Source organism: Blastococcus tunisiensis (assembly GCF_900112815.1).
Classification (GTDB): domain Bacteria; phylum Actinomycetota; class Actinomycetes; order Mycobacteriales; family Geodermatophilaceae; genus Blastococcus_B; species Blastococcus_B tunisiensis.
Window position 1 is genome coordinate 1 of record NZ_FOND01000003.1, and the last position, 24,870, is coordinate 24,870.

The 24,870-nt window shown below is 75.4% G+C and carries 23 protein-coding genes and 1 tRNA gene; 12 read left to right on the top strand and 12 right to left on the bottom strand.

What is annotated here, in order from left to right; genetic code table 11:
* From BM142_RS04440 to orn, 6 genes are all read right to left on the bottom strand, one after another.
* The coding region (locus tag BM142_RS04440; RefSeq protein ID WP_139228762.1) for a DUF222 domain-containing protein at positions 1 to 474 on the bottom strand (474 nt) is incomplete at its 3' end.
* A 553-nt stretch (positions 475 to 1,027) separates the two neighbouring features.
* Positions 1,028 to 1,681, bottom strand: coding sequence for a hypothetical protein (locus BM142_RS04445; protein ID WP_175527091.1), 654 nt, complete (start codon positions 1,679 to 1,681; stop codon positions 1,028 to 1,030).
* Between the two features lie 93 nt (positions 1,682 to 1,774).
* On the bottom strand, positions 1,775 to 2,575 hold the full coding sequence (locus tag BM142_RS04450; RefSeq protein ID WP_092195590.1) for an alpha/beta fold hydrolase: 801 nt from the start codon (positions 2,573 to 2,575) through the stop codon (positions 1,775 to 1,777).
* Positions 2,576 to 2,674: 99 nt separating this feature from the next.
* The gene (locus BM142_RS25475; RefSeq protein ID WP_092195591.1) at positions 2,675 to 4,234 is read right to left on the bottom strand and encodes an HD domain-containing phosphohydrolase; all 1,560 of its coding nucleotides are present in this window, start codon (positions 4,232 to 4,234) and stop codon (positions 2,675 to 2,677) included.
* A gap of 196 nt (positions 4,235 to 4,430) precedes the next feature.
* Positions 4,431 to 4,506: transfer RNA gene (locus tag BM142_RS04460), tRNA-His, on the bottom strand.
* 61 nt (positions 4,507 to 4,567) lie between these two features.
* Entirely contained in the window at positions 4,568 to 5,257 is a 690-nt protein-coding gene (gene orn, locus BM142_RS04465) for an oligoribonuclease (protein ID WP_092195592.1), read from the bottom strand.
* Between the two features lie 149 nt (positions 5,258 to 5,406).
* On the opposite strand from orn, the gene BM142_RS04470 reads away from it, so the two are divergent.
* Both BM142_RS04470 and BM142_RS04475 read left to right on the top strand, forming a co-directional pair.
* Complete coding sequence (locus BM142_RS04470) at positions 5,407 to 6,597, top strand: hypothetical protein (RefSeq protein WP_092195593.1); 1,191 nt, start codon at positions 5,407 to 5,409, stop codon at positions 6,595 to 6,597.
* 192 nt (positions 6,598 to 6,789) lie between these two features.
* Positions 6,790 to 8,520, top strand: a complete 1,731-nt coding sequence (locus BM142_RS04475; protein ID WP_092195594.1) for a hypothetical protein — start codon at positions 6,790 to 6,792, stop codon at positions 8,518 to 8,520.
* A 74-nt stretch (positions 8,521 to 8,594) separates the two neighbouring features.
* Here the strand turns inward: BM142_RS04475 and BM142_RS04480 are convergent, their stop codons facing one another.
* Complete coding sequence (locus tag BM142_RS04480) at positions 8,595 to 9,212, bottom strand: SACE_7040 family transcriptional regulator (protein WP_217640565.1); 618 nt, start codon at positions 9,210 to 9,212, stop codon at positions 8,595 to 8,597.
* A 91-nt stretch (positions 9,213 to 9,303) separates the two neighbouring features.
* On the opposite strand from BM142_RS04480, the gene BM142_RS04485 reads away from it, so the two are divergent.
* From BM142_RS04485 to BM142_RS04505, 5 genes are all read left to right on the top strand, one after another.
* Positions 9,304 to 10,917, top strand: a complete 1,614-nt coding sequence (locus tag BM142_RS04485) for a carboxyl transferase domain-containing protein (protein WP_092195595.1) — start codon at positions 9,304 to 9,306, stop codon at positions 10,915 to 10,917.
* Between the two features lie 49 nt (positions 10,918 to 10,966).
* Positions 10,967 to 12,970, top strand: a complete 2,004-nt coding sequence (locus BM142_RS04490; protein WP_092195596.1) for an ATP-binding protein — start codon at positions 10,967 to 10,969, stop codon at positions 12,968 to 12,970.
* Complete coding sequence (locus BM142_RS04495; protein ID WP_092195597.1) at positions 12,970 to 14,124, top strand: acyl-CoA dehydrogenase family protein; 1,155 nt, start codon at positions 12,970 to 12,972, stop codon at positions 14,122 to 14,124. Before BM142_RS04490 ends, BM142_RS04495 begins: the two co-directional genes overlap by 1 nt.
* A gap of 237 nt (positions 14,125 to 14,361) precedes the next feature.
* A complete protein-coding gene (locus BM142_RS04500) occupies positions 14,362 to 15,729 on the top strand; it encodes a hypothetical protein (RefSeq protein ID WP_092195598.1) in 1,368 nt (455 codons plus the stop codon).
* A 142-nt stretch (positions 15,730 to 15,871) separates the two neighbouring features.
* A complete protein-coding gene (locus BM142_RS04505; RefSeq protein ID WP_139228763.1) occupies positions 15,872 to 16,348 on the top strand; it encodes a hypothetical protein in 477 nt (158 codons plus the stop codon).
* 4 nt (positions 16,349 to 16,352) lie between these two features.
* Here BM142_RS04505 and BM142_RS04510 read toward each other — a convergent pair whose 3' ends face one another.
* Genes BM142_RS04510 through BM142_RS04520 form a run of 3 tightly spaced genes read right to left on the bottom strand, consistent with a single transcriptional unit; the run spans position 16,353 to position 20,840 of the window.
* Positions 16,353 to 18,953 carry a multicopper oxidase domain-containing protein gene (locus BM142_RS04510; protein WP_092195600.1) on the bottom strand — a complete coding sequence of 867 codons (2,601 nt, stop codon included), beginning with the start codon at positions 18,951 to 18,953 and terminating at the stop codon, positions 16,353 to 16,355.
* Complete coding sequence (locus BM142_RS04515) at positions 18,950 to 20,128, bottom strand: hypothetical protein (RefSeq protein WP_217640566.1); 1,179 nt, start codon at positions 20,126 to 20,128, stop codon at positions 18,950 to 18,952. Before BM142_RS04515 ends, BM142_RS04510 begins: the two co-directional genes overlap by 4 nt.
* Complete coding sequence (locus BM142_RS04520) at positions 20,121 to 20,840, bottom strand: helix-turn-helix transcriptional regulator (protein ID WP_092195602.1); 720 nt, start codon at positions 20,838 to 20,840, stop codon at positions 20,121 to 20,123. The genes BM142_RS04515 and BM142_RS04520 overlap by 8 nt, the downstream gene beginning before the upstream one ends.
* A 62-nt stretch (positions 20,841 to 20,902) precedes the next feature.
* Between BM142_RS04520 and BM142_RS04525 the strand changes: the two genes are divergently transcribed.
* From BM142_RS04525 to BM142_RS04535, 3 genes are read left to right on the top strand one after another with little or no spacing between them, the layout of a single operon-like run.
* The gene (locus BM142_RS04525; protein WP_217640567.1) at positions 20,903 to 21,706 is read left to right on the top strand and encodes a DUF2249 domain-containing protein; all 804 of its coding nucleotides are present in this window, start codon (positions 20,903 to 20,905) and stop codon (positions 21,704 to 21,706) included.
* On the top strand, positions 21,699 to 22,265 hold the full coding sequence (locus BM142_RS04530; protein ID WP_092195603.1) for a MauE/DoxX family redox-associated membrane protein: 567 nt from the start codon (positions 21,699 to 21,701) through the stop codon (positions 22,263 to 22,265). The genes BM142_RS04525 and BM142_RS04530 overlap by 8 nt, the downstream gene beginning before the upstream one ends.
* On the top strand, positions 22,255 to 23,025 hold the full coding sequence (locus BM142_RS04535; protein WP_092195604.1) for a DsbA family protein: 771 nt from the start codon (positions 22,255 to 22,257) through the stop codon (positions 23,023 to 23,025). Before BM142_RS04530 ends, BM142_RS04535 begins: the two co-directional genes overlap by 11 nt.
* Positions 23,026 to 23,097: 72 nt before the next feature.
* On the opposite strand, the gene BM142_RS25370 is transcribed toward BM142_RS04535, so the two are convergent.
* Complete coding sequence (locus tag BM142_RS25370) at positions 23,098 to 23,220, bottom strand: hypothetical protein (RefSeq protein ID WP_256381275.1); 123 nt, start codon at positions 23,218 to 23,220, stop codon at positions 23,098 to 23,100.
* Positions 23,221 to 23,230: 10 nt separating this feature from the next.
* The gene (locus tag BM142_RS04540) at positions 23,231 to 23,590 is read right to left on the bottom strand and encodes a cupin domain-containing protein (protein WP_217640568.1); all 360 of its coding nucleotides are present in this window, start codon (positions 23,588 to 23,590) and stop codon (positions 23,231 to 23,233) included.
* 119 nt (positions 23,591 to 23,709) lie between these two features.
* Here BM142_RS04540 and BM142_RS04545 point away from each other — a divergent pair, with 119 nt between their 5' ends.
* Both BM142_RS04545 and fdxA read left to right on the top strand, forming a co-directional pair.
* Positions 23,710 to 24,435 (top strand): helix-turn-helix transcriptional regulator, encoded by a 726-nt coding sequence (locus BM142_RS04545; protein ID WP_175527093.1) that lies wholly within the window; start codon positions 23,710 to 23,712, stop codon positions 24,433 to 24,435.
* A gap of 57 nt (positions 24,436 to 24,492) precedes the next feature.
* Complete coding sequence (gene fdxA, locus BM142_RS04550) at positions 24,493 to 24,834, top strand: ferredoxin (RefSeq protein WP_092195606.1); 342 nt, start codon at positions 24,493 to 24,495, stop codon at positions 24,832 to 24,834.
* Positions 24,835 to 24,870 lie beyond the last annotated feature (36 nt).

A 24,870-nucleotide genomic window follows, 5' to 3' on the forward strand; every position in this document is an offset into this window, starting at 1 on the left:
CGCCAGGTAGCCGTCCACGACGGCGACCAGCTCCTGGTGCCCCCCGACCACGGCGACCTGCGCGAACGCCGCATCGACCGCGGCCAGGTCGATGCCCTGGTCGGCGGCCAGCCCCAGCGCACGCGGGGTGACCGCCCGGGCCACCTCGGCCACCTGCTCGGCCGACACCCCGCCCGCGCCGGCCGCGGCCGCCACCATCGGCAACCGTTCCAGCGCCCGCCCGGCCCGCACCAGCCGGGCCGCCGCAGCCGGGGAGAGCCGGCAGTGCCCGCGCAGCCAGGACGCCATCGACTTCTGCCCGTCGTGCTCGGGAGCCTGCACGTTCTCCGCGTGCCGCACGGTGCGGGCCAGCTCGGCGTCGATCCGGTTCCGCGCCCGCACCAGCTCGGCACAGCGGTCCAGCAGCTGCGGGGCCACCAGCGCGTGCAGATCGTCGTCGGCGAGCGCGTCCAGCGCCGATACCAGCTCGCCCACGACACCTCCACACCACTCGATCAGGCGTTCGAAGTCTACCGCGATCGAGTCACCCGAGAGACGCGAATCCCCAGGTCAGAGGCCTGTCCACAGCTTTCCGACGAGGATCGGCAGATGCTCCACCATGTGCGGCAAGGCTCGAGGTCGTCGCCGACCGCGTTCTCGAGTGGGAGACGGCCGCCGGCGATCCCGTGGTCGTAGTGGATCGACAGCCCCGAGTCGTCCCGTCGCAGCCAAGAGAGCCATGAACCGCCACACCACCCCGCGCCTGCTCGCCGTCCCGACCGCCGACCTCGCCCTCCTGCTCTCGCTCACCGCCTGCAGCGGCGACTGTGGGGGTGACACCGGGCGAGGCCACCGCGCAGGCGTGCGGAGACCCGGGCGGAGACGGACGAGGCCTCGGCGCCGATCTCCACCGACGTCTCCGAGAAGCCGGAGGTGCCGGCAACGGACGCACCGCCGCGGTGCGGACCGCAGATCAGCGACATCGTGGCCGGCGACGGCGCGAAGGCACCGGAGGGCGCGACCGCCGAGGTGAAGTACGTCGCCTCGGTCAGCGGGGGACGCCGAGAGCGGTCGGGGCGTCGGGGCCGGGCCGATCGAGCCGCTGCCGGGTCCGCTGCACCGCTGCGCGGATGACCGGGGCGCGCAGCTCGTGCGCACGTGCGTTCGGGCTGTCGCTCCCGTGCCGCCGCAGCATGTCGGCCATCCGGTCCTCGGCGTCCATCTCCTCGCCGGTGGGGCCGGTGGTCTGATCGGCGTAGGTCAGCGCGTCGGCCAGGGATCCCGTGGTGAACCGGCGGTCGTCGTAGCGGTGCATGTAGGGCGCCAGTCCACGGACGGCGGCGACGAAGCGGGCGGCGGAGTGGTGCGCCACCAGACCGGCGACCAGCGTCGGCCAGTGGTGGTCGGACAGGTGCCAGGCCCCGTCGAGGGGGTGGAAGGTGCTCCGTCGCAGCGGGTCGGCGTAGCCGATGTCGTGCAGCCAGGCAGCTGCGACCAGCAGTGGCCGGTCGTGCGCGTCGACGGTGGGAGCGGCCTCCGTGGCCCGCCGCGCCACACCCTCGGTGTGGAGCCACCGTGCTCCCCGGCGGCCGAGCAGGTCGCCGGCCAGCCCGCGGGCACCGGCCACGAGCGGATGCGCGTGCAGACCGGTCGGCGCTGCTCCGTCGGGGGAACGATCCGCACCCCGGTGACGATCGGGCACCAGCGGACCGTACCGCCACGAGCTCCGACCCCCGTCAGGCGGCTGCGGTGCGGCACCCCCGCCGGAACAGCGGGAGTGCACGCAGCAGACCGGTCAGGTGCGCTCGACGAATCCCAGGATCTCTTCCGCCACGAGGCCGGGGTCGGCCAGCATCGCCACGTGGCCGTGCCCGACGAGCGGCACCACCTGGCTGTTCGGCAGGGCCTGTGCGACCCGAGCGGTCGCAGCGCGGAGTGCGGCGGGGCTCGCCGTGCCGTCGAGCAGCAGCGCTGGTGTGCCGGAGCCGGAGAACCGGGACGGGTCGAACCGGTAGGTCGCGCAGATCTCCTCCTCGCGGACGATCGTGTGCGCCGCGGCGACCCGCCCTGCCCAGGACGGCAGCGACCGCGACTGCTCGACCTGCTCCGGAGTCAGACCGGCCAGTTCCACGAGGAAGTAGGCCACCGCCTCGTCCCGCCGTCCCGCGGACACGAGGGCGGCCAGTTGCCGGCGCGTCTCCGGTGGCGCGGCGACCCCGACCGGCGGCTCGTAGAGCACGAGCCGGCCGATCGCCGTCGTGAGCGTCGAGGCCTCCAGCGAGTAGAGCGCCCCCTGGGAGTGCCCGAAGACGTGTACCGGCGCGCCGATCGCCTCGGCCACGGCGGCGACGTCCTCGACCTCCCGCTCGAGTGAGAAGTCCGCCCGGTCACCGCTCGCGCCGCGGCCGCGCCGGTCCATCGCGTGCACCGTCACGCGCGGCTCCAGCAGCGGCAGCATCGCCTCCCAGCGGGTGTGGTCCGCCGTCGTGCCGTGGACCATCAGCAGATCGGGCCCCGTGCCGCTGGTCCACCACGCGATCCGGGTGCCGTCTGCGGAGGTCGTCGTCCGTTGCGTGGGTGCGGTCGTCGTGCTCATCGTGCCCACCTCCTTCTCGTGTCGGCCGGGCGGAGGTTCGCGCGGCAGGGCCGAGCCTGGTCCCGCCCGTGCAACGGCACATCGGGTGAACACCCCAGCTCAGCCGCGCCCGTCGAGCAGGCCGTGCTCCGTGGCGAACAGCGTCGCGGCCGCCCGGGACGAGACCCCCGCCTTCGCGTAGACGCTCTCGACGTGCCGGCCGACCGTCTTCACCGAGATGCCCAGGCGGCCGGCCGCCTGTCGGTTGGTCGCTCCGCGCGCCACCAGCCGGAGCACCTCGACCTCCCGGTCGGTCAGCCCCGCCGGTCGGTGCCGCGGCAGCATCCCTGCAGGCTCGCCCGCCACGGTCAGCACGGCGGAGACGGCCTCCCGGTCCAACCGCCCTCCGGCGACCTCGTCGGCCAGCACGGCCCGCGCCTCGATGGGGGAGCGCGCCGGGCGGTGGGCCCGGTCCTCCCGCAGCGCGCACCAGACGTCGGCTGCGGCGAGCACCCGGGCGGCGGACGGGAGCTGCCCGGGCCCACATCCGCGGTGGTAGCCCGAGCCGTCGAGCCGCTCGTGATGGGCTCCGGCGATCGCCGTCACCTCCGCCAGGCCGCCGCAGCGGCCGAGCACCCGCTCGGTCAGGTACGGGTGCAGCCGGATCCGCTCGTCGTCGGCGACCCGGAGCGGGCCGCGAGCCGCCCACACGCCTGCGGGCACCCCCACGGCCCCGAGGTCGGCCACCGCGGCCGCCCGCTGCAGCGACGTGACGGTGCCGGCATCGAGCCCGCAGGCCAGGCCCGCACCGCGGGCCAGCGCCGCCATCCGGGCGGAGCGGCCGGCAGGCCACGTCGAACGCAGGTCGGCGAAGTCCCCGAGCGCGCCGAGTGCCCGGTCGAGCCGATCGGCGTCGAGCCGGCGGACCGGACCGGGTTCCGCGTCGAGCATGGCCTCCCACAGCGTTCCGTCCGTGGTCTGCTGGTGGCCCGCCGCGAGCAGGGCGTCCACGACGACGGGGTCGTACGCCCGCCCGCGGCGGCGCAGCAGCACGGCGCGGGCGGTGTCCTCGCCGGCGAGCCGCCGCCACAGCACGGCGTCCCGCGCGACGACGACGACGCGAACGGGCAGCGGTACGTCCTCGCCCGCGAGGCCGTCGGGCAGTCCGCGGCCGTCCCACCGCTCGTAGGCGTGGGCCAGCGAGCCGACGACGGCGTCCCCCAGCCCGAGCCGCGCGGCCAGCCGGGCACCGACCTCGCAGTGCGCCGTCAGCGCGCGGGCCTTGCCCCCGGGATCTCCGAGCGCCCGGACGACGAGCGCGGCGCGGCGGGCCGGCGGCAGGTGCGCGCCGAGAGCTCGCACCAGGGCGTGGAGCTCCTCGGCCGCAACTCCGTTGAGCACCGGCGCCATGGCCGCGTTCAGGCCGATGTGGTCTCCGCCGGCCTGCGCGGCCGCCTCGGGGGCGTCGGCCGTGCACCCCAGGAACCGCAGCAGCGCGACGTCGTAGACGTCCCGGACGGTGGCCGGCTCGGCTCCGGTGGACCGGGCGACACTCGTGGCCAGGAGACAGGTCTCCAGGGCGTGCTCGAGCGGCTGGCCGGTGACCAGGTCGGTGGCCAGGGAGGCCGCCGCGAGCAGCTCCGCCAGCCGGGGCCGCTCGCCGGGCGGATGGGCGCCCACCGACCGAGTATTCCGCCGGTCATGGCCACGGTCCAGGGGCCCGGCGTCTCCTCCGCCGTGCGGAGCCGCGTCCGGGTCGGCTGACGGGTGAGGCGGGGAGGGACGGTGCGACCGTGCCCATCGGAGGCTTGCGCCCCGTGCGGGGAAGCGGAACGAGAGAGGCCCTGGTCAGTCTCCTGACCAGGGCCTCTCCGGGTGGGGTGAGTGACGGGGCTCGAACCCGCGACACCCAGGATCACAACCTGGTGCTCTACCAACTGAGCTACACCCACCATCGGTCCCCGGCGGGCGCACGCGCCAGGAGGGGAACCGGAGCAACGATACCGGAGCGGGTCAGCTCCCCGACGCGGCCGGGGGTGCGACCTCGTCCACACCGGTGCGGGGGGTCGCGTCGCCGGCGGCGAGCACTTCGGCGAAGGACCCGACGACCTCCTCGGCCGCGCCCTTGGCCTGGTCGCTGCTGGGCCCCGGCGCCGCGACGAAGAGCGTCCGGCGGTAGTAGGCCAACTCGCGGATCGACTCGATGATGTCGGCCAGCGCCCGGTGGGCCAGGCCCTTGGGCGGCTGGGCGAAGTACACCCGCGGGAACCAGCGGCGCGCGAGCTCCTTGATCGAGGAGACGTCGACCATCCGGTAGTGCAGGTGGTCGTCGAGCTCGGGCATGTCGCGGGCCAGGAATCCCCGGTCGGTGCCGATCGAGTTGCCGCACAGCGGGGCGGTGCGGCGCTCCGGCACCCAGCGCTTGATGTAGGCGAGCACCTCCTGCTCCGCCTCGGCGACCGTGAGCGTCGAGGCCCGGACGGCGTCGGTGAGACCGGACTTGCGGTGCATCTCGACGACGACGTCGGTCATCCCGTCCAGGTCGGCGTCGTCGGCCGAGATGATCAGGTCCAGCCCGGGGTCGAGCACGTTCAGCTCGGAGTCGGTCACCACGACGGCGACCTCGATCAGCTTGTCCTTGACGATGTCCAGCCCGGTCATCTCGCAGTCGATCCAGACCAGGTGCCCTGCGCTCTCTGCCACGTGGTCCGACAGTACGCACCGCGTGCACCGCCCGCCCCGCCCGTCCGGGTGTCAGCACACGTGTCGCCGATGCGCCAGTCGAAGGCTCCGATCCGGGGACGGCGCGGCTAGGGTCGCAGGCCACGTCCATCGAGTGCGAGGAAGTTCCCGTGCCCTCTCCTGCTGCACCCGCCCGGGTCCGCCCGGCGGTACCGCCGGCGCCGGGAACGCTGCGCGCCGGGCTCGCCCACCCGATCCCGACCCTCCGCTGGCTCTGGGCGGCCTACATGACGCCCGGACGCCCCGGGCGCGCCACCACGCAGACCGAGCTGCGCTGGATCTACACCGCCTGGCTGGGCGCGTTCCTGCTGAAGATGCTCGGGTCCTCGTGGGACGTCTCCTGGCACTTCCGGTGGCTGCGCGACGACCTGGCGCCCCCGCACCTGCTGAACTCCGCGGGCACCGTCGTCGTCGTGGCGCTGGTCGTCTTCCACAGCTACAGCGGCTACGGCGTGGACCGGCGGGCCCTGCAGCTCATGCAGTGGGGCATCGGCGCCTTCCTGGTCGCCGTCCCCATCGACGTCCTCAACCACCGCATCAACGGCCTGGACATCACCAGCTGGAGCCCGAGCCACGCGCTGCTCTACCTCGGCACGGCCATCATGCTGGCCGGGGCCATCCGCGGCTGGTGGCTCTCCGCCGCACCCGGGCGGATCCGCGACCTGGTCTCGCTGGGCCTGTGGCTGTTCTTCGTCGAGAACGTGCTCTTCCCCAACCAGCACCAGGAGTACGGGGTGCTCTCGCTGGAGGCCTACGACGCCGGGCGGACGACGGCCGAGCCACAGCTGCTGGACTTCGCCGCCTCGCAGGGGCAGTCGCCGGCGATGTTCATGCTGCCCGTGCCGTCCTGGGTGCACCCGGCCTGGCTGATCCTCGCCGGGCTGCTGTCGCTGGTGCTGGCCCGCCGCGTCGTCGGCCTGCGCTGGACGGCGACCATCATCGCGGCGACCTACCTCGCCTACCGGTCGGTCATGTGGCTGCTGCTGGTCGGCATGGACTTCCCGCCGTCGGTGCTGCCGTTCGTGCTCCTCGTGGGTGCGGTGCTGGTCGACGTCGCCGTCACCCGGGAGGTACCCGGCTGGCTGGCCGGTCCGCTGGTCGCCGGAGCCGTGTACGCCGCTGCCGTCGGGCAGGACGCGCTGGGCCTGCTCCCGCCGTGGAACTGGTGGTCGGTGCTGCCCGTCGCCGTGGCCTTCGGGCTGCTGTGGGCGGCCGCCGACGTGCTGGAGCGCAGCCGCTGGCTGGCCCGGTGGAAGGTCGCCGACGGCCCGGTCCCGCCCCGGGAGCCACTCGAGGTCTGATGGCCCGCACCCGGCGAGGGCGCACGCTGCGTTCGCAGCGATGACGTAGCGTCGGGGGCAGCTGCCGGCGCCGGGTCGATCCCCTCGGGCAGTGCGCGCCGGGGGGCGCCCTGCTCGGCGGTCCACGCCGTCCGCCGCGAACGACAGACGGGAACGACAGAGCCCCACCGACCGCCCCGGAGGACACCCGACGTGCTGGCCCTGACCCCGGCGCCGCTGCAGACCGCGGGGGAGAAGGCGCTCTTCGGCGAGCTGACCCGCTGGGACACCGGCGGCTCCGTCCGCGCCGCCGTCGTCGCCAGCATCCCGCTGATCGACGGACCCCTGGGGCGGCGCATCTCCGACGCCGTCCTGCTGGTGCCCGAGGGGATCGCCGTCGTCCGCATCGCCGAGGTGCTCCGGCAGTCCGGCGTGGTCCGGGCCGTCCCCGAGGGCGCGTGGACGATCGCCCCCGAGTCAGGGCCGGGCCAGGCCCTGCAGCTCTCCGGTGGAGGGTCCACGCCGCTCGACGGGCTGATGCGGGCCGGCATGGACGTCGCGATGAAGCTGCGCCGCGCCGGGCTCGAGCCGGGGCGGATCGCGCGGCTGACCGTCCTCGTCGGTGACGTGACCGGGCTCGTCCCCGGGGACGGCGACCTCGGCGAGGGCGACCTGGTCTCCCTGCTGGAGCCGCGGTCGCTGCTGCTGGGCATCGCCCGGGCGAGCCGGTACGCCGGCGTCGACAACCCCCGCCTCTGGACGACGGCTGACGTGCGGGCCGCCCTGGAGGCACTGGAGCTCTCCGGGCGCGGGCCCTCGGTGGAGGAGCTCAACGGCGAGGGCTTCCCCTACTCCCCGTACGTCCTGCGCCGCCCCGAGCTCATGACCCCGGCGGCGATGGCGTCGGCCCCGCCGTCGGCGGGACCCACCGCGGGCCCCGACGTCCCGAGGGACGCGCCCGCGCAGCCCCCGGTGCGCGAGCAGCCCAGCAAGTCCGCGATCGCCCAGGCGGTCGCCGCCTCGGCCGCCGCCGCACACGCCGCCGCGGCCCAGGAGTCCGAGGCATCCGAGGCGTCCGGGAGTTCCGCTGCCGCGGCCGAGGAGTCCCCGCGCGACACGGTGGCCGTGGACGGTCCGCCCGCTCCGCCGGACGACGGCGGCGGGATCGGCGGGCTGTTCGCCCGCGGCGAGCCCGAGCGGCCGCTGGGGCACGTCGTGCCGCCGCGGACGTCGGCCGCCCCGCCCCGGCGCGACGTGCCCCCGGCGGCGCCGCCGCTGTACTGGAGCCAGCACCAGCAGGCGGAGGAGGCCGAGGAGCGCACCGGCTTCCGCGGCCGGACGGCGGTCCTGGCGGTGGTCGGCGTGCTGGTCCTCGTCGCCCTCGGCGTGGGCGGCTGGCTGCTGCTGCGTGACCAGGACGGCGGCACCGCGACCGGTCCGACGGCCACGGCGACGACGCCGCCGGAGGGGCCGGCGGTGGGCGACGTCCAGGCGGTGGGCGGTGCGGAGTACCGGGTGGAGGCGGTGCAGGTGGACGAGACCTGCGCCGGTCACGCCTACGGCGACACGGCCGCCTTCCTCGCCGCGACCGACTGCACCGGGCTGTCCCGCGCGCTGTACTCCACCCAGGTCGAGGGCGCCCCGGTCGTGGTCTCGGTCGTCCGCGTGCGGATGCCCGACACCGCCGTGGCTCGCCAGCTGCAGGCCCTCACCGACCGCGACGGGAGCGGCAACATCAGCGACCTCCTGCGCGAGGGGGTCCGCTACCCGGGCAGCCCGGCGGAGCTGTCCGGGGCGGAGTACGCGAGCGCCCTGTCCGGCACGGCCGTCACGATCGTCGAGACCGACTGGGTGGACGAGGGCGCCGCGGGCGGCTCGGCAGCGATCGACGCGGTCGCCGACGCCGGCCTCACCCTGCCGGTCCCCCCGCTCCCCGCCGAGTAGCTCCTCGCCGCGATCGTGGCGGCGTGACCACGTCCGGAGTCCCAGGGGTGGTCAGGGTTCCATGATCGTCGGGGTCACGCCGTTGCGGCGGCCCAGGCCATCTCGGCCAGCAGCGCCGCCATCGACGCACGGCTCAGCCGCCCGGCGCTGTGCGGGGTGGAGTTGATCAGCCCGAAGACGGCGTGCGCGCGGGCGCGGCAGGCGGCGGCGTCGGCCGCGGGGTGCAGCCGCGCCAGCACCGCGACCCAGACCTCGACGTAGCGGCGCTGCAGCCGGCGCACCTGGGCGGCGTCGGCGGCGGCCAGCGTGGCGAGGTCGCGGTCCTGCACCGTGATCAGGGCCGGGTTGTCCAGGGCGAAGTCCACCTGGAAGGCGATCAGGGCGCGCAGCTGGCCGGCCACGTCGTTCCCCGCCTGCGCCACGACGTCGCTGCCGCCGGCCAGCAGCCGCTCGCTGATCCGCAGCAGCATCTCGGCGAGCATCGCGTCCTTGCTGGCGAAGTGCCGGTAGATCGCCGGGCCGGTGACCCCGACCGCAGCGCCGACGTCGTCCACGCCCACGGCGCGCGAGCCGCGTTCGGCGAACAGCTGCGCGGCGGCCTGCAGGATCTGCTCGCGGCGCGACGGGCGCGCGGCATCGACGTGCAGCGCCGTGTCGGAGGCGCGGCCACGATCGGCCCGCGTCGAGGTCACGGACCCGATGCTAGCGCCGACGTGAACCGGCGTTAACCGTTCCGGGGTGTGCGGTAGACCATGGGAGTGAACGAGCGTTAACCTCGGTCCCGTGGATGCGCCCGTGCTCTCCCCAGTCGTCGCGGCGGACGCGGCGAGCGCCGCCCGCAACGCCGCGGCACACGCCGAGCTGGCCGCCGACCTCGCCGCGCAGCTGCGCCGGGTCGCCCTCGGCGGCGGTGAGCGGGCCCGGCAGCGGCACGTCGACCGCGGCAAGCTGCTGCCCCGCGAGCGGGTGGACACCCTGCTCGACCCGGGCAGCCCGTTCCTGGAACTCTCCCCGCTGGCCGCGCACGGCCTCTACGACGGCGAGGCCGCGGCGGCCGGGATCATCACCGGCATCGGCCGGATCTCCGGGCGCGAGTGCGTGGTCGTGGCCAACGACGCCACCGTCAAGGGCGGCACCTACTACCCCATGACGGTGAAGAAGCACCTGCGCGCGCAGGAGGTCGCGCTGCAGAACCGGCTGCCCTGCGTCTACCTGGTCGACTCCGGCGGCGCGTTCCTGCCGATGCAGGACGAGGTCTTCCCCGACCGCGAGCACTTCGGCCGGATCTTCTTCAACCAGGCGAACCTCTCCAAGGCCGGGATCGCGCAGATCGCCGCCGTCCTCGGGTCGTGCACCGCCGGCGGGGCCTACGTGCCGGCGATGAGCGACGAGGCGGTGATCGTCCGCGAGCAGGGCACGATCTTCCTCGGCGGCCCGCCGCTGGTGAAGGCCGCCACCGGCGAGGTCGTCACCGCCGAGGACCTGGGCGGGGGAGACCTGCACTCCCGGGTCAGCGGCGTCACCGACCACCTGGCCGACGACGACGCGCACGCCCTGCAGCTGGTCCGCCAGATCGTCGGCACCCTGGGCCCGCGCGAGCCGCGGCCGTGGGACGTCGATCCGGTCGAGGAGCCACGGCACGCCCCGGAGTCGATCTACGAGGTCGTGCCGCCGGACCCGCGCACCCCCTACGACGTGCGCGAGGTCATCGCCCGACTGGTCGACGGCTCCCGGTTCGCCGAGTTCAAGCCGCTGTACGGGCCGACGCTGGTCACCGGCTTCGCCCGGCTGCACGGTCACCCGGTCGGGATCGTCGCCAACAACGGGGTGCTGTTCGGCGAGTCCGCGCTCAAGGGCGCGCACTTCATCGAGCTGTGCGACCGGCGGAAGATCCCGCTGCTGTTCCTGCAGAACATCTCCGGCTTCATGGTGGGCCGGGACTACGAGGCGGGCGGCATCGCCAAGCACGGCGCCAAGATGGTCACTGCGGTGGCCTGCGCCCGGGTACCGAAGCTCACCGTGGTCATCGGCGGCTCGTTCGGGGCCGGCAACTACTCGATGTGCGGCCGGGCCTACTCGCCCCGGTTCCTCTTCACCTGGCCCAACGCCCGCATCTCGGTGATGGGCGGCGAGCAGGCCGCGTCGGTGCTGGCCCAGGTCCGGCGCGACGGGCTCGAGGCGCGCGGCGAGGAGTGGCCGGCCGCGGAGGAGGAGGCCTTCAAGGCGCCGATCCGCGAGCAGTACGAGGCGCAGGGCCATCCCTACTACGCCACGGCCCGCCTGTGGGACGACGGCGTGATCGATCCCGCGCAGACCCGCACGGTCCTCGGCCTGGCCCTCTCCGCCTGTGCCAACGCACCCCTCGACGACGTCGGCTACGGCGTCTTCCGGATGTGACCGCGGTGACCGCGCGCCGTGTCGCGATGACGCACCCAGGGGGCTGCTGATGTTCGGAACCGTCCTCGTGGCCAACCGGGGCGAGATCGCCGTCCGGGTCATCCGCACGCTCCGCGAGATGGGCATCCGGTCCGTCGCCGTCCACAGCGACGCCGACGCCGGCGCGCTGCACACCCGGCTGGCCGACGTCGCCGTCCCGATCGGGCCCGCGCCCGCCGCCCAGAGCTACCTGTCGATCGAGCGGGTCGTCGAGGCGGCGCTGCGCACCGGAGCCGAGGCGATCCACCCCGGCTACGGGTTCCTGTCGGAGAACGTCGAGTTCGCCCGCGCGTGCGAGAAGGCCGGCATCGTCTTCATCGGTCCGCCGGTCGCCGCCATCGAGGCGATGGGCGACAAGATCCGCGCCAAGCAGACCGTCGTGGCCGCCGGCGTCCCCGTCGTCCCGGGGCGGACCGAGCCCGGCATGACCGACGAGCAGGTCACCGACGCCGCGGTCGCCGTCGGCTTCCCGGTGCTGCTCAAGCCCAGCGCCGGGGGCGGCGGCAAGGGCATGCGGGTGGTGCGCGCGAAGGAGGAGCTCCCCGACGCGATCGCCGGCGCCCGCCGCGAGGCCACCAGCTCCTTCGGCGACGACACCCTGCTGGTCGAGCGGTACGTCGGGAACTCCCGGCACATCGAGGTCCAGGTCCTCGGTGACACCCACGGGAACGTCATCCACCTCGGCGAGCGCGAGTGCAGCCTGCAGCGCCGGCACCAGAAGGTGATCGAGGAGGCGCCGTCGCCGCTGCTGGACACGTCGATGCGCGCCTCGATGGGCCGGGCCGCCGTCGAGGCCGCCAGGGCCGTCGGCTACACCGGTGCGGGAACGGTGGAGTTCATCGTCGACGCCGACCGGCCGCGCGACTTCTTCTTCCTCGAGATGAACACCCGCCTGCAGGTGGAGCACCCGGTCACCGAGGCGATCACCGGCCTGGACCTGGTCGAGCAGCAGCTCCGGATCGCGGCGGGGGAGCGGCTGCCGATCGACCAGAGCGACGTGACGCTCGACGGGCACGCGATCGAGGCCCGGCTCTACGCGGAGGACCCCTCCCGCGGCTTCCTCCCGCAGGCGGGCACCGTCCTCGGGCTGGTCGAGCCGACGGGCCCCGGCATCCGCGTCGACAGCTCGCTGGCCGTCGGCACGGTCGTCGGCTCCGACTACGACCCGATGCTGGCCAAGGTCATCGCCTGGGCACCGACCCGCGAGACCGCTCGGGCCCGGCTGGTCGGCGCCCTGGGGCACACCGCCGTCCTCGGGGTGACCACGAACGCCGGGTTCCTCCGCGAGCTGCTGACCGACCCCGACGTCGTCGCCGGCCGGCTGGACACCGGGCTCATCGAGCGCCGCGGTGACGACCTGACCCTGCCGGAGCCCCCGCCGCCGCACGTCTACGCCGCCGCGGCGCTCGCGCTGCTCATCGAGAGCGAGCCCGCCGGCCCCGTCGTCGACCGCTGGGACGTGCCCGACGGCTGGCGGCTGGGCGAGCCGGCCTGGTCGGTGCGCCGGCTCCAGGTTCCCGGCGGCGACCCGGTGGAGGTCCGGCTGCGCGGCCGGTCGTCGGCCGCCGAGGTCCGGATCGGGGACGGCGAACCGGTGCCCGCGCGGGCCACCCGGGACGGCGGCCGGCTGACCGTGACCCTCGACGGGCTCACCGCCTCCTACACCGTCGTCCACGCGGACGGGACGGTGTGGCTGGCCGCGGACGGCCGGGTCGCGGCACTGCGCGAGCAGGAACGGCTGGCCGCGCACGCCGAGGGCGCCGGCGCGGGAGGAGTGGTGACCGCACCCATGCCGGGGACGGTGACCGCGGTGCAGGCCGCGGTCGGCGACGAGGTGGCAGCGGGGACCCCGCTGCTGGTCGTCGAGGCGATGAAGATGGAGCACGTGCTGACCGCCCCCCTCGCGGGGACGGTCACCGAGCTCGGAGTGACAGCCGGCCAGACGGTCGCGCTGGACGAGCGGGTGGCCCTGGTGACCCCGGTGGCGGCCGCGCCCGAGGAGCAGGAGAACTGATGCTGGACTACCGGCTCGACGCCGAGACCGAGGCCCTCCGCAAGACCGTGCGCCAGTTCGCGCAGGAGGTCATCGCCCCGCAGATCGGGGAGTTCTACGAGCGCGACGAGTTCCCCACGCAGATCGTGCGGCAGATGGGCGAGCTCGGCCTCTTCGGCCTGCCGTTCCCCGAGGAGTACGGCGGTGCCGGCGGCACCTACTTCGACCTGTGCGTGGTGCTCGAGGAGCTCGCCCGGGTGGACAGCTCCATGGCGATCACCGTGGAGGCCGGCGTCTCCCTGGGTGCCATGCCGATCTACCGGTTCGGCACCGAGGAGCAGAAGCGGGTGTGGCTGCCCCGGCTCTGCTCCGGCGAGGCGCTCGGCGCCTTCGGGCTGACCGAGCCCGGCGGTGGCTCGGACGCGGGTGCCACGCGCACCAGCGCGCGCCTCGAGGACGGCCACTGGGTGATCAACGGGTCGAAGGCGTTCATCACCAACTCCGGCACCGACCTCACCGAGCTCGTCATCGTCACCGCCGTCACCGGCACGCGGGCGGACGGCGGCAAGGAGATCTCGGCGATCCTCGTGCCGTCGGGGACGCCGGGCTTCGTCGTCGGCCAGCGGTACTCCAAGGTCGGCTGGAACGCCTCCGACACCCGGGAGCTGTCGTTCACCGACGTCCGCGTGCCCGAGGAGAACCTGGTGGGGGAGCGGGGCCGCGGCTACGCGCAGTTCCTCTCCATCCTCGACGAGGGCCGGATCGCGATCTCGGCGCTGTCGGTCGGGCTGGCCCAGGGGTGCGTCGACGAGTCGGTGAAGTACGCCGGCGAGCGCGAGGCGTTCGGGCAGCCGATCGGGAAGAACCAGGCGATCCAGTTCATGATCGCCGACATGGAGGTGCGGGCCTCCACCGCGCGGCTGGCCTACTACCGGGCGGCGGAGAAGATGCTGCGCGGCGAGCCGTTCAAGCGCGAGGCCTCGATCGCCAAGCTGTACAGCTCCGAGGTCGCCATGGACAACGCGCGCTACGCCACCCAGGTGCACGGCGGGTACGGCTTCATGAACGAATTCCCGGTCGGGCGGTTCTACCGCGACGCGAAGATCCTGGAGATCGGCGAGGGGACCAGCGAGGTGCAGCGGATGCTCATCGCCCGCGACCTCGGCGTCGGCTGATCCGGCTCCGGCGCCTTCCACGGGCGGGCAGCTTGGGCCTGTTACCGGCACCGACCTGCGCGTTCCCCGCACGGCGCGGCCGGGCGGCCGGTGCGGATGGTGCTGCCGGGAAGCCTGGGATTACGGCTCGCCATCGTCCCGGCGTGTTCGCGGGGGGTCCCGACCGGTCACGCCGGGTCTCGGCGACAGTCCGCACCGGCTCCGGGCGATGGTCGTCGGGGGCCGGAGGAGATCCCGATGCAGACCGTTGGCCAGTCCCGCCCCCGCGGATCCGTCCGCAGGCACCGTGGAGCCGCGCGCGGGTCGCTGGTCGGCGTCGGCCTGCTGCTCGCGACGACGACCTCCATGCCCGCGGCCCTCGCGACCGACGACGAGCTGCCCGAGGAGCTGCCGGGGGAGGAGCAGCCCGAGACGGCGGCCCCCTCGGCGGCACCGCTGGTCGACGCGCCCCCGCTGGGGGCGGCGACCGCGGACGGGGCGACGCTGGCCGCCCCGACCCTCGATGCCTACAGCGCGTACTTCGGCACCGGAAAGCTGATCCCGGCTCCGGCCATCCCGGTCACCACCCAGGGTGCGGTGCCGGCCGGGCTGGACCTGTCCGGCACCGAGTTCACCCTCACCGCACCCGGCCCGGGCGGGGCGACGTTCACCTGCACCACCGCGCGGACGGGCGCGGGTACCGACCTGTGCTCCTTCGACGAGGAGGCGCAGCCGCCCGCCGGCACGTACGCGCTCACCCAGACCGGGACGGTGACCGGCCTCGAGGGGGCCGCCGGGATCGGCACGGTCGAGATCTGCGAGGTCCCGTTCCCCACGGGGTCGTGCGGCGAGACCGTGGCGCCCGCGGTGGTCAACGGCTCGCTGTTCCGCACGCGTGTGCTGGCGAAGGTGCCGACGCCGGTGGCGACGGAGCCCGTGCGGTACGAGCTGGTCGGTCCCGCCGGGCAGCCGGACACCGGTGACGGCCGGGCGGCGGCCGCCACCACCGGCGTGACGCGGTGGGGGCCGGCCGACGCCGACCCCGATGGGCTGGTCGACTTCGCCGGGTACTTCGCGCCCGGGGCGACGTTCACGGTCCGCGCCGTCGACCTGGCCGGGGTGGACCAGGGTGAGGTGGTGCCCGCGTTCACCATCGCCGCACCGACCGTCACCGGAGCCGTTCGTCCCGCCTCCTGGCCGGTGTGGCTGGCCGGTGGAGCTCCGGATCCCGAAGCCCCGCCGGCGCCCCCGGTCGCGGATCCGCCGACGCCGTCCCCCGCGCCCACCACTGCGCCCACCACTGCGCCGGCCCCTGCCCGGGCGGCGGCTCCCGCACCCGCTCGACCGTCCGCCGGCCCGGCCCCCGTCCCTGACGCGCGCACCGCACCGGCGGCGGGTGCCGCGGCGGCGGGCTCCACCACGCCGCCGTCCGTGAGCACCGGATCGCCGTCCCCGCGGACGACGGCGCCCGCCACCCCGTCGCCGGCGACGGTGGAGGCGCAGCCGCTCGAGACGGTCGGCAGCACGGCGTGGTCGATGCCGGTGATCGGCGTCGGCCTCGCCGTCCTGGCCGCGGGGATCGGCGGCCTCGGGTACCTGGCCCGGCGCCGTGCGCGACGGGGCTGACGACGGCACGGGGACCTGGTGGGCGCGGCTGCCGGAACCAGGCCAGCCGGCCCGACGGGTCGTCGTGGGTGTCCACTCGCCGGACTTCCCTGCGGGGTCCGTCGTCGACCTGCCGGCGGGACGTCGCCCGTCGGGGTGGCTGATGGCGGCTCGGGTCGACCTGGCAGGCGGTCGCGTGCACGCCGTCGAGGTGGCGATGCCGGCGGCGCCGCACTGCTGGTACGTCGAGCTGCCCGAGCCGGACGCGACCCCGCCGGCGGCGACGCTCGTCGCGTTCTCCGATCTGCGGTTCCCCGAGGGCACGGTCCTGGACGCCGGCCAGGCGGAGGCGGCGGGGGTGTCCGCCGCGCACCAGGTGGCGGCGTTCCGCTGGTGGCCGGGGTCCGGCCTGGTCCACCAGATCTACGTGGGCGCCGAGCACCGGCGTCGAGGGCTGGCGGTCAAGCTCGGGCTGGTCACGTTCGGCATGCAGGTGGCGCGAGGGCTGCCGCACCTGCACGACGACGGGCGACGCACCGACCTCGGGGAGACCTGGCGGCAGGCGCTGCCGGAGTTCATGAGCGCGACGATGGCAGAGCGCAGCGAGTGGCTGCCGCCGATGACCCCGGCCGCCGTCTGAACGTTCACGGCGACACCCGGACGAGGCCGTGGGCGCCGCGTTCGGCGTCGACCATGACGTGCGACACGAACGGGTAGTCGCCGGCCTCCGGGAACGCCAGCTCGACGAACCCGCCCTGGGCCGGTGCCAGCGCGAGCGCCTGGCTGCCGCCGTCCCCCGGCCGCAGCAGGTAGCCGCCCTCGGCGTAGACGGTGTCGAACTGGCCGCCGACGACGTGGAAGCTGGTCGCCCGGTTCGGGCCGGCGTCGAGCACCCAGATCCGGACCCGCTCACCGACGCGGGCTGCCAGCGGCCGGGCGTCGTACTGGTTCGCGTATCCGTTGAACACGACCGCGTCGGGCCGTTCCCCGGCGAGCTTCGCGGTGTCCACCGTGCCGCCCTGCGGCCCCAGGTACAGCTCGGACTGCAGCAGCAGGTAGCTGCGGTCCACCGCCGGCAGGTCCGGCGGCTCGATCACCACGGCGCCGAACATGCCGTTGGCGATGTGCGCCGACATGGGCATCGTCGAGCAGTGGTACATCCACACCCCGGCCCGGATCGCCGTGAAGCGGTAGACCAGCGACTCGCCGGGCGGGATCGTGCGCATCGGCCCGTCCGGGGCCAGGGCCCCGGCGTGGAAGTCGATCGAGTGCCCGATCGTGCCGTCGTTGACCAGGGTGATCTCGAAGACGTCGCCCACCCGGCCGTGCAGGACCGGGCCCGGCGCCGTGCCGGCGAAGGTCCAGAGCCGCTGGGTCACACCCGGCGCGACCTCCCGCTCCACCTCGGCCACGGGAAGGGTGAACCGGCGCACGCGCTCGTCGGTCAGCGGGGGGAGCACGGGGTCGTGCGGGGTGAAGGAGCCGGCCGGCGCGGTGGCGAAGTCGAGGTCGTCGGCCGCGTCGCCGGCAGCGTTCTCCCCGTGGTGCGGAGCAGCCTCGGGAGTGGCCGCCCCGACCGCGCGGACCTGGAGGGTCATGCCCATCTGGCGGTGCCCGACCACCGAGCACCAGCCGTCGACGTCGCCACCGATGACGCCGGCGTCCAGGGTCGTCGATCCACCCGGGGACAGCCGCTCGGTGGCCGGCCCGGAGGAGAGGACCAGGTCGTGCACCGTGTCGGGGTCGCTGTTGACGAGCTCGATGACGAGCCGGTCGCCGACCGGCACCTCGACCGTGTCGGGGGCGAAGCGCATGCCGGCGGCCGCGACCTGGACGGTGGTGGTCCGGCCGGTGGCCGCCACGTCGGCGGACGGCGCGGACATCGCGCGGACGTCGGCGAGGGCGGCGGGGTCGACGGCCACGCCGGCCGCCACGGCGATCAGCACCGCCGCCACGCCGGTGGCGGCCAGGCCGGTGACCTGGCCGGCGGGGCGGCCGGTCCCGCGGGCGGGGACGGCGCCTCCCTCGGCCTCCCGCTTCGTGCGGCGGACGGTCCGGATGGCGAGGAACAGCAGCGGGACGAAGGTCGCCAGCCCGGCGAGGACCAGCATCGAGCAGAGCACCCGGACGACGCTCGGCACCGGCAGCGCGCAGAGCAGCAGCCCGGCGTTCACGACGGCGATCCGCAGGGCGCCGCCGCGGTCGAGCACCTCGTTCGCCGCGCGCACCGGACCGGCCCCGCCGCCCAGCGCCACCGGGACCAGGTAGGAGAGCGCACCCAGGAGGACCTGGGCGCCGAAGCCGGCGGCCAGGAACGGCGTCAGCCAGCGGAAGCGCTCGCCGGCCTCGGCCCAGGTGGGCGCCGTGCCCACCGCCAGTGCGGCCGCGAGCAGGCACCCGGCGAGCCAGAGCAGGCCGGCGGCCACCGACCAGGCGGGGTAGGACGACGGCGGCCGGGCGCGCGCGGTGGCGACCAGCGCCCGGGCGAGGAGCGCCAGGCCGCCCAGGTAGCCGGCAAGGCCCAGCCCGGCCACCCACTGCGGGCCGGCCACGGCGCCGCCGACCGTCAGCGCGAGGGCTGCGCCCAGGACGGGCAACGCCCGCCGCGCCGAGCGCTCGGCGTCCTCGGCGATGCGGGTGCGCAGCATGGTCGGCCACAGCGTCACCAGCGTCCCGGCGACGGTCAGCCCCATCCAGCCCAGCACGTTGACCACGGCATGGGCCAGCGTCAGCCGGTCGTGCCAGGGGCCGGGCAGCCCGCGGGCCAGCAGGGTGCCGAGAACGGCCCCGACGGGCAGCAGCGCCGCGGCGGTCAGGTAGTAGCGGACCGTCGTCCGGAAGCGGCCACCCAGCGAGCGGCGGAGCTGCGCGGCGAGGGCGAGGCCGTGCCAGCCGACGGCGGTGACGACCGCCGCCGCACCCGCGACCGTCAGCGGCCAGACGGCCAGGCTCACGCCGGCCATCACCAGCAGCGCACCGCCGTTGAGCAGCAGCAGGCGCCGCGACTGGGCCCGGCGGTCGCCCGGGCGGGAGTCGGTGCGCAGCAGGGCGTCGGCGAAGTGCCGGCTCCACACCAGGATCGCGTGGCTGACCGCGCCGAGCAGCAGCAGGTGGATGAGCAACCACCGCGGGGCCGGCAGGGCGGGGTGCACCAGCGCGACCACGGCCGTGGCGAGCAGCCAGAACACCACCGGCAGGTCGCGCAGCGGCCAGAACCCCCGCGCCTGCCCGGCCGACGGGCTCATCGGGGCGCACCCACGCGCCGCGCGGCGAGGAGGACCGAGCCGACGGCCAGCGCCACGAACAGCACGACGGCCGCGATGTTCAGCACCCCGCCCCAGCGCCAGGCGGCCTCGTGCCCCAGCGCGTCACCGGCCCACAACCGCAGGGCCAGCGAGCCGTGCAGCAGGACGGCGGGAGCCACCAGCGCCGGGGTGTAGGGCAGCGGCCGCCGGAGGACGGCAGGGAGGATGACCGGCGCGTGCGCCATGATCATCGAGATCGTGAAGCCGAGGAACACGGCGTGGACGACGGCGTCGTAGCGCACCCCCGTGGTCGCCGGTCCACCCACGAGCCAGATGGCGCCGGCGACGCCGAGCCAGACGTAGCCGGCGAGCATGCAGCCGGCCATGAACCGGGTCAGGCCGCGCGCCCGGATCGTCCGCCGCGCCACGTCGTGCGCGGCCAGCCAGCCGACGAGGGCCAGCAGCGCCGTGCCGAGGAGCGCGGTGCCGGCGGCCGGCCAGAGCAGCGCGGCCACGATGCCGCCGAGCAGCCCGGCCGCCAGCAGCACCAGCGTCGTCCCGGCACCGGGCCCCATCGCCAGCCGGGCCAGCTCCAGCCGTTCCCCGCCGATGGTGAGGACGACGAAGCCGACCAGCCAGGGCAGCAGCAGCGGAACGGGCACGCCGCCGAGCCAGAGGATCGCCGCACCCCCGGCCAGAGCGGCGCCCAGTGCCTGCACCAGGACGGCGTCGTCGCGCTGCCGGCGCCACAGGGCCACGTACACCCCGACGAAGGCCGCGGCGCCGAGCACCTGGACCGTCTGTCCCAGCTGCAGCGGCAGCGGGGTGATCAGCAGCAGGCCGCCGAGGCCGAGCAGCGCCGGGGCGAGGAAACCGGCCGGCCGGCGCAGTGCCACCGCGCGCTCGAGCGCGACCAGCGTCCCGACGAACCCGAGGACGAGCAGCACGCCGTGCACCTGCGGCAGCCGGTCGAGCCGCACCGGGGCCGGCAGGTCCAGCAGGATCAGCGCGGCGTCCAGGCCCGCCAGCAGCGCGACGCCGCCGGGCAGCAGGAGGGCCAGCCGGCCTGCCACGGGGCGACGCGCAGCTCCGGGGGAGATCGCGGGCCGTGCGGCCGGGCCGTCGGGAGGTGCGGTGGCCGCCGTCGGGACCGCCGCGGCCAGGGCCTCACTCATCCGTGCCGCCGCCGGCGAGGGTCGTGTCCAGGTGGAGGCGGCAGGCGCCGGGCTCGGCGAAGGGCAGCAGGGCGGTCGGCTCGGGATCCCCGCCGGAGTGCTCGAGCGCGCCCCGCACGATCCCGAGGTGCACCTGGCACACCACCTCCGGGTACTGCCGGGCGGCGTCGAGCAGCGGGCAGCGGCGCAGCGCCACGGTGGTCGCGGCGGCGTCGGCCTCGGGGGCGAAGCCCAGCTCGTCGAGCAGGTCGACGACGCCGTGCCGGGGACTCGTGGCCGGCCCGACCGCGGGGCGGTGGGCGACCAGCGTCCGGCCCCAGTCCCGCCCGGCGGCCAGGCCCTCGGCGGCGGGGTCGGCGGCGGTACGGGTGAGGTGCCCGGCCAGCGCGCCGGCCAGGGCGGCGTAGTCGCGCACCCGGACGTCGGGCTCGAGCCGGTCCGCCGCTGCGGCGTAGCGCCACGCCGGCCGGCCACGGCCCTGCGCGGGCGCGCGCTCCCGGACCGCCAGCCCCCGCTCGACGAGCGCGTCGAGGTGCTCGCGCGCGGTGTTGGCGTGCACGCCCATCTCCGCGGCGAGACCGGCGATCGTCACCGGTCGCGCCGCCCGCTGGAGGCGCTCCAGCACGGCGCCGCGGGCACCCGACAGCGGCGCGCCGACCGAGCCGCGGACCGGGGCCGGACCGAACTCCGGAGCGTCGCTCTTGTTTTTCACGGTGCCTACCGTAGTAAATTGCCGACCAGACGGCCAGCGTGACCGTCCAGAAGGAGGAAGACGTGACCACCACCCTGCCGCCCGACGCCGTCGACATGGTCCTGGCCTCGGACGCGGACGATGCCGCCGCCGTCGAGGCCGTGAAGCAGCACCACGCCGAACTGGCCGGCCAGTTGTCCGCGCACGTCGACGCCCTGCTCGCGGCAGCCGACCGGGGTGTCGGCTTCGCGCAGGCACGAGCTGCCGCGCTGGGCTTCCTCGGCGGCGAGCTGCTCCCGCACGCCGCGGCCGAGGAGCGTTCGCTGTACCCGGCCGCCGCCGCGTCGGAGCGGCTCCGGCTGCTCGTCGAGGCGATGACGACCGAGCACCGGGTGCTCGAGGGCCTGGTGCGCGAGCTGGACCGGGCCGCGGAACCCGTGCGCGCCGCGGCCGTCGGCCACGCGCTGCGCGTCCTCTTCGACACGCACCTGGCCAAGGAGAACGACCTCGTGCTGCCCGCGGTCGCCGCCGATCCGGCCCTCTCGCTGGCCGGCGTGCTCGCCGGCATGCACGAGCTCCTGGGCGAGGATGCGCACGGGCACGACCGGGGCACCCCGCAGGCGCCTGCGCCGGGCAGCTGCGGCTGCGGTGGCCACGACGACGAGATCCCCGTCCTCGACGTGCGGGCGGTGCCGCACGCGATCCGCCACGCCACCGTCTTCGGCGCGTTCGACGCCGTGCCCCAGGGCGGCTCGCTGCTGCTGGTGGCGCCGCACGACCCGCTGCCCCTGCTGCGGCAGCTCTCCGCGCGGGCCGGGGGTGCGCTCGCCGTCGACTACGAGGAGCGCGGTCCGGAGGCCTGGCGGCTGCGGCTGACCCGTGCCTGACGGACTCGTTCCTGACGCAGCGCGCCGACCACGCGCGTGGCTCCCCGCCGCGCCGTGGCCGGCCGTTGCCGGGCGCCTCGTGCTCGGCGGGGTGCTGGTCGTCGCCGGCGCGGTGAAGATCCCCGATCCGGCGGCCGCGGTCCGTGCCGTCCGCGCCTACCAGCTGATCCCCGAGCCGCTGGTCGCCCCGGTCGCCTTCGGGCTGCCGGTCCTCGAGGTGGCCCTCGGGCTGGCCCTGATCGCCGGCGTCCTCGTGCGGGCCGCCGCCCTGGCGGCCGCCGTCCTGCTGGTCGTCTTCATGGTCGGCGTCGCGTCCGCGTGGGCCCGCGGGCTGCAGATCGACTGCGGCTGCTTCGGCGGCGGCGGTGAGGTCGCCGCCGGCGACACCGCCTACCCCGGCGAGCTGCTGCGCGACCTCGGCCTCCTGGCGGTCGCCCTGCTGCTGGCCCGCCGGCCACGCTCCCGGACCTGTCCGGCCGGAGCACCCCGCACCGCCCCGACCCTGCCCGGCGCACCCTCGCCGGCCGCACCCCTCCCGGAGGAGAGCCATGCCCGTTGACCAGGTGACCGACCAGCGGCCCGCCCCGGGGAGGAAAGTGCCCGCGAAGCAGCGGATCGCCGCCCGCCGGGCCGCGGAGGCAGCCCGGGCCCGTGCGGCCCAGCGCCGGCGGACGCTCGCCCGCAGCGCCGTCGCCGCGGCCGTGCTCGTCGCGGTGGTCGTGCTCGCGATCGTCGTCCAGTCGCAGCGCACCTCCTCGGCACCGGACGCGGCCGTGCCGGCGAACACGGTCGACGGCGGCATGGCGGTCGAGGTGGGCCGGGCGGACGCCCCCGCGACCCTCGATGTGTACGAGGACTTCCAGTGCCCGGCCTGTGCCCGGTTCGAGGCGCTCAGCGCCGGGACCATGGCTGCGCTGGTGGACGACGGCAGCGCTCGGGTGCGCTACCACCCGATGGCGTTCATCGACGAGTACTCGACCCGGGCGCTCAACGCCGCCGGCGTCGTCGTGGACGCCGCCGGCCCGGACGCCTTCGTCGAGTTCGCCGGCCTCCTCTACGACCGGCAGCCGGTCGAGGGCGGCCCGGGGCTCACCGACGACCAGCTGATCGAGCTGGCCGGGCAGGTCGGCGCCGCGGGTGCCGACGTCGAGCGCGGGATCCGCGACCTGGTGTTCGAGGACTGGACCAGATCGCTCACCGACCAGGCCAGCCGGGACGGCGTGAACAGCACCCCGACGATCCTGCTGGACGGGCAGCCGCTGGCCCCGGCGCAGCTCCAGCCGGTCGCGCTGGCCGAGGCGGTGCACGCCGCCGCCTGATCGGCCCCGCGTCCGACATGCCACTGGCCGCACAGCGGAGGGTGCGGCCAGTGGCAGGTCAGGAGATGGGCTTCAGCGCCCACCACCCGCGGCTGCCCCCACGAGCTCCGGTGCGTCCTGCAGGAGGGTGTCCAGGTCCACGCCCGCGTCGGTGAGCGCGGGGAGGAGGTGGCGGTTCTCGTGGTGGACGCACACGTCGAACAGGTCAGCGGGCGCCGGAGGGGGCGCGCTGCGGGACGGCGACGTTGAGCATCACCACGGAGTCCTCGTCGGCGTGCAGGCTGTGCCGGCGGTCGGGGATGGGGACGATCTGCGAGGGGCCGAGTTCATCGGTGTGCTCCCCGGCGACCAGCCGGACCCGACCGCGGAGGACCAGGAGGCTGGCCGGCCCCGGGCTCTCGTGCTCGGCCAGCTGCTGCCCGCGGATCAGCGCGATCACCGTCTGCCGCAGCCCGTCCACGGGGTGCGGGAGCGTGTGCGCGGCACGCAGCGCGTTCTGCATCGCCGCGTCCGCCAGGAGCTCGGTGGCCAGTTCGTCCAGGTTCACGGGTCCTCGGGAGTCCACGACCTCCATCGTGCCCCTCCGGCACGCGGGCGGCGAACGGGGGTGCGGCCGCATCGGGGATGCACTCGATGTGGGCAGATCGGGAGCGGGTGTGCCGGTTGCCGCTCACAATGGTGGGCATGTCCGACCGAGCCCCCGCGGTCGTCGGGGACGATCCCAGCGGGCGGCGGCACGTGGCGCTCGCCGTGCGGTCGCGTCGGCGGATGCTCGACGCGCTGCGGGCGGCCGGGCGTCCGCTCCCCGTCGTGGAGCTGGCGGCCGCCGTGGGGTTGCACGTCACCACGGCACGGATCCATCTGCGGACACTGGAGGCAGCCGGGCTCGTCGCGCGGACCCCGCAGCCGCCGGCCGGCCGTGGTCGGCCCGGTCACCTCTACGCGGCGGTCGCCGGCGGCGCGCCGGTGGAGGGCCACCGCCAGCTCGCCGAGCTGCTCGCCGCCGCTCTCGAGGCCGGCGACCCGGACGGGCCGCGCCGGGCGGAGCAGGTCGGTCGCCGGTGGGCCGCGGACCAGGTTCCCGAGCTCGGCGACCTCTCCTGGGAGGAGGCCCTCGGCGGCCTGGAGGGGCTGTTCGACCGGCTGGGTTTCGCGCCGCGCCGGATCGATGTCGATCACCGGTTCCGGGTCGCGCTCGACCGCTGCCCTTTCCGGGAGGTAGCGCGGTCGCACCCGTCCGTGGTCTGCTCACTGCACCTGGGGCTGATGCGGGGGGCGCTGTCCCGGTACGGCTGGGAGACGGCCGCCGCCTCCGCCGTGCTCGAACCGTTCGTGGCCTCGGAGCTGTGCCTGGCCGAGGTTCCCGGAGCTCCGCCGCCGAGCGGTTCGCACCCGCTCGGCGGCGATTAAAGAGGGCCGATACGCTCCGATCGTCGGCCACGCTGGGGGAGTCGGAGGGAGCGTCAGGTGACGTACGTGATCGCCGAACCGTGCATCGACGTATTGGATCGAGCCTGTGTCGACGAGTGCCCTGTCGACTGCATCTACGAGGGTGAGCGGGCGCTCTACATCCATCCCGACGAGTGCGTCGACTGCGGGGCCTGCGAGCCGGTCTGCCCCGTGGAGGCCATCTACTACGAGGACGACGTCCCCGGGAAGTGGTCGGTGTTCACCGCCGACAACGCCCTCTTCTTCAGCGAACCGCTGCCCGGCCGCGACGCACCGCTCGGCTCTCCCGGCGGTGCGGCGAGGACGGGTGCCGTCGGGGTGGACACCCCGCTGGTCGGTGGCCACCCGCGCCAGGCCTGAACCGGTGTCCGGCGGCGCCCCCGGCGCGTCGGGATG

Excerpts from the sequence above, each read along its gene's own strand:
- BM142_RS04510 (WP_092195600.1), bottom strand. The coding sequence starts at position 18,953 with ATGAGCCCGTCGGCCGGGCAGGCGCGGGGGTTCTGGCCGCTGCGCGAC.
- BM142_RS04515 (WP_217640566.1), bottom strand. The coding sequence starts at position 20,128 with ATGAGTGAGGCCCTGGCCGCGGCGGTCCCGACGGCGGCCACCGCACCT.
- BM142_RS04535 (WP_092195604.1), top strand. The coding sequence starts at position 22,255 with ATGCCCGTTGACCAGGTGACCGACCAGCGGCCCGCCCCGGGGAGGAAA.
- BM142_RS04495 (WP_092195597.1), top strand. The coding sequence starts at position 12,970 with ATGCTGGACTACCGGCTCGACGCCGAGACCGAGGCCCTCCGCAAGACC.
- BM142_RS04500 (WP_092195598.1), top strand. The coding sequence starts at position 14,362 with ATGCAGACCGTTGGCCAGTCCCGCCCCCGCGGATCCGTCCGCAGGCAC.
- BM142_RS04490 (WP_092195596.1), top strand. The coding sequence starts at position 10,967 with ATGTTCGGAACCGTCCTCGTGGCCAACCGGGGCGAGATCGCCGTCCGG.
- BM142_RS04505 (WP_139228763.1), top strand. The coding sequence starts at position 15,872 with ATGGCGGCTCGGGTCGACCTGGCAGGCGGTCGCGTGCACGCCGTCGAG.
- BM142_RS04545 (WP_175527093.1), top strand. The coding sequence starts at position 23,710 with ATGTCCGACCGAGCCCCCGCGGTCGTCGGGGACGATCCCAGCGGGCGG.
- BM142_RS04450 (WP_092195590.1), bottom strand. The coding sequence starts at position 2,575 with ATGAGCACGACGACCGCACCCACGCAACGGACGACGACCTCCGCAGAC.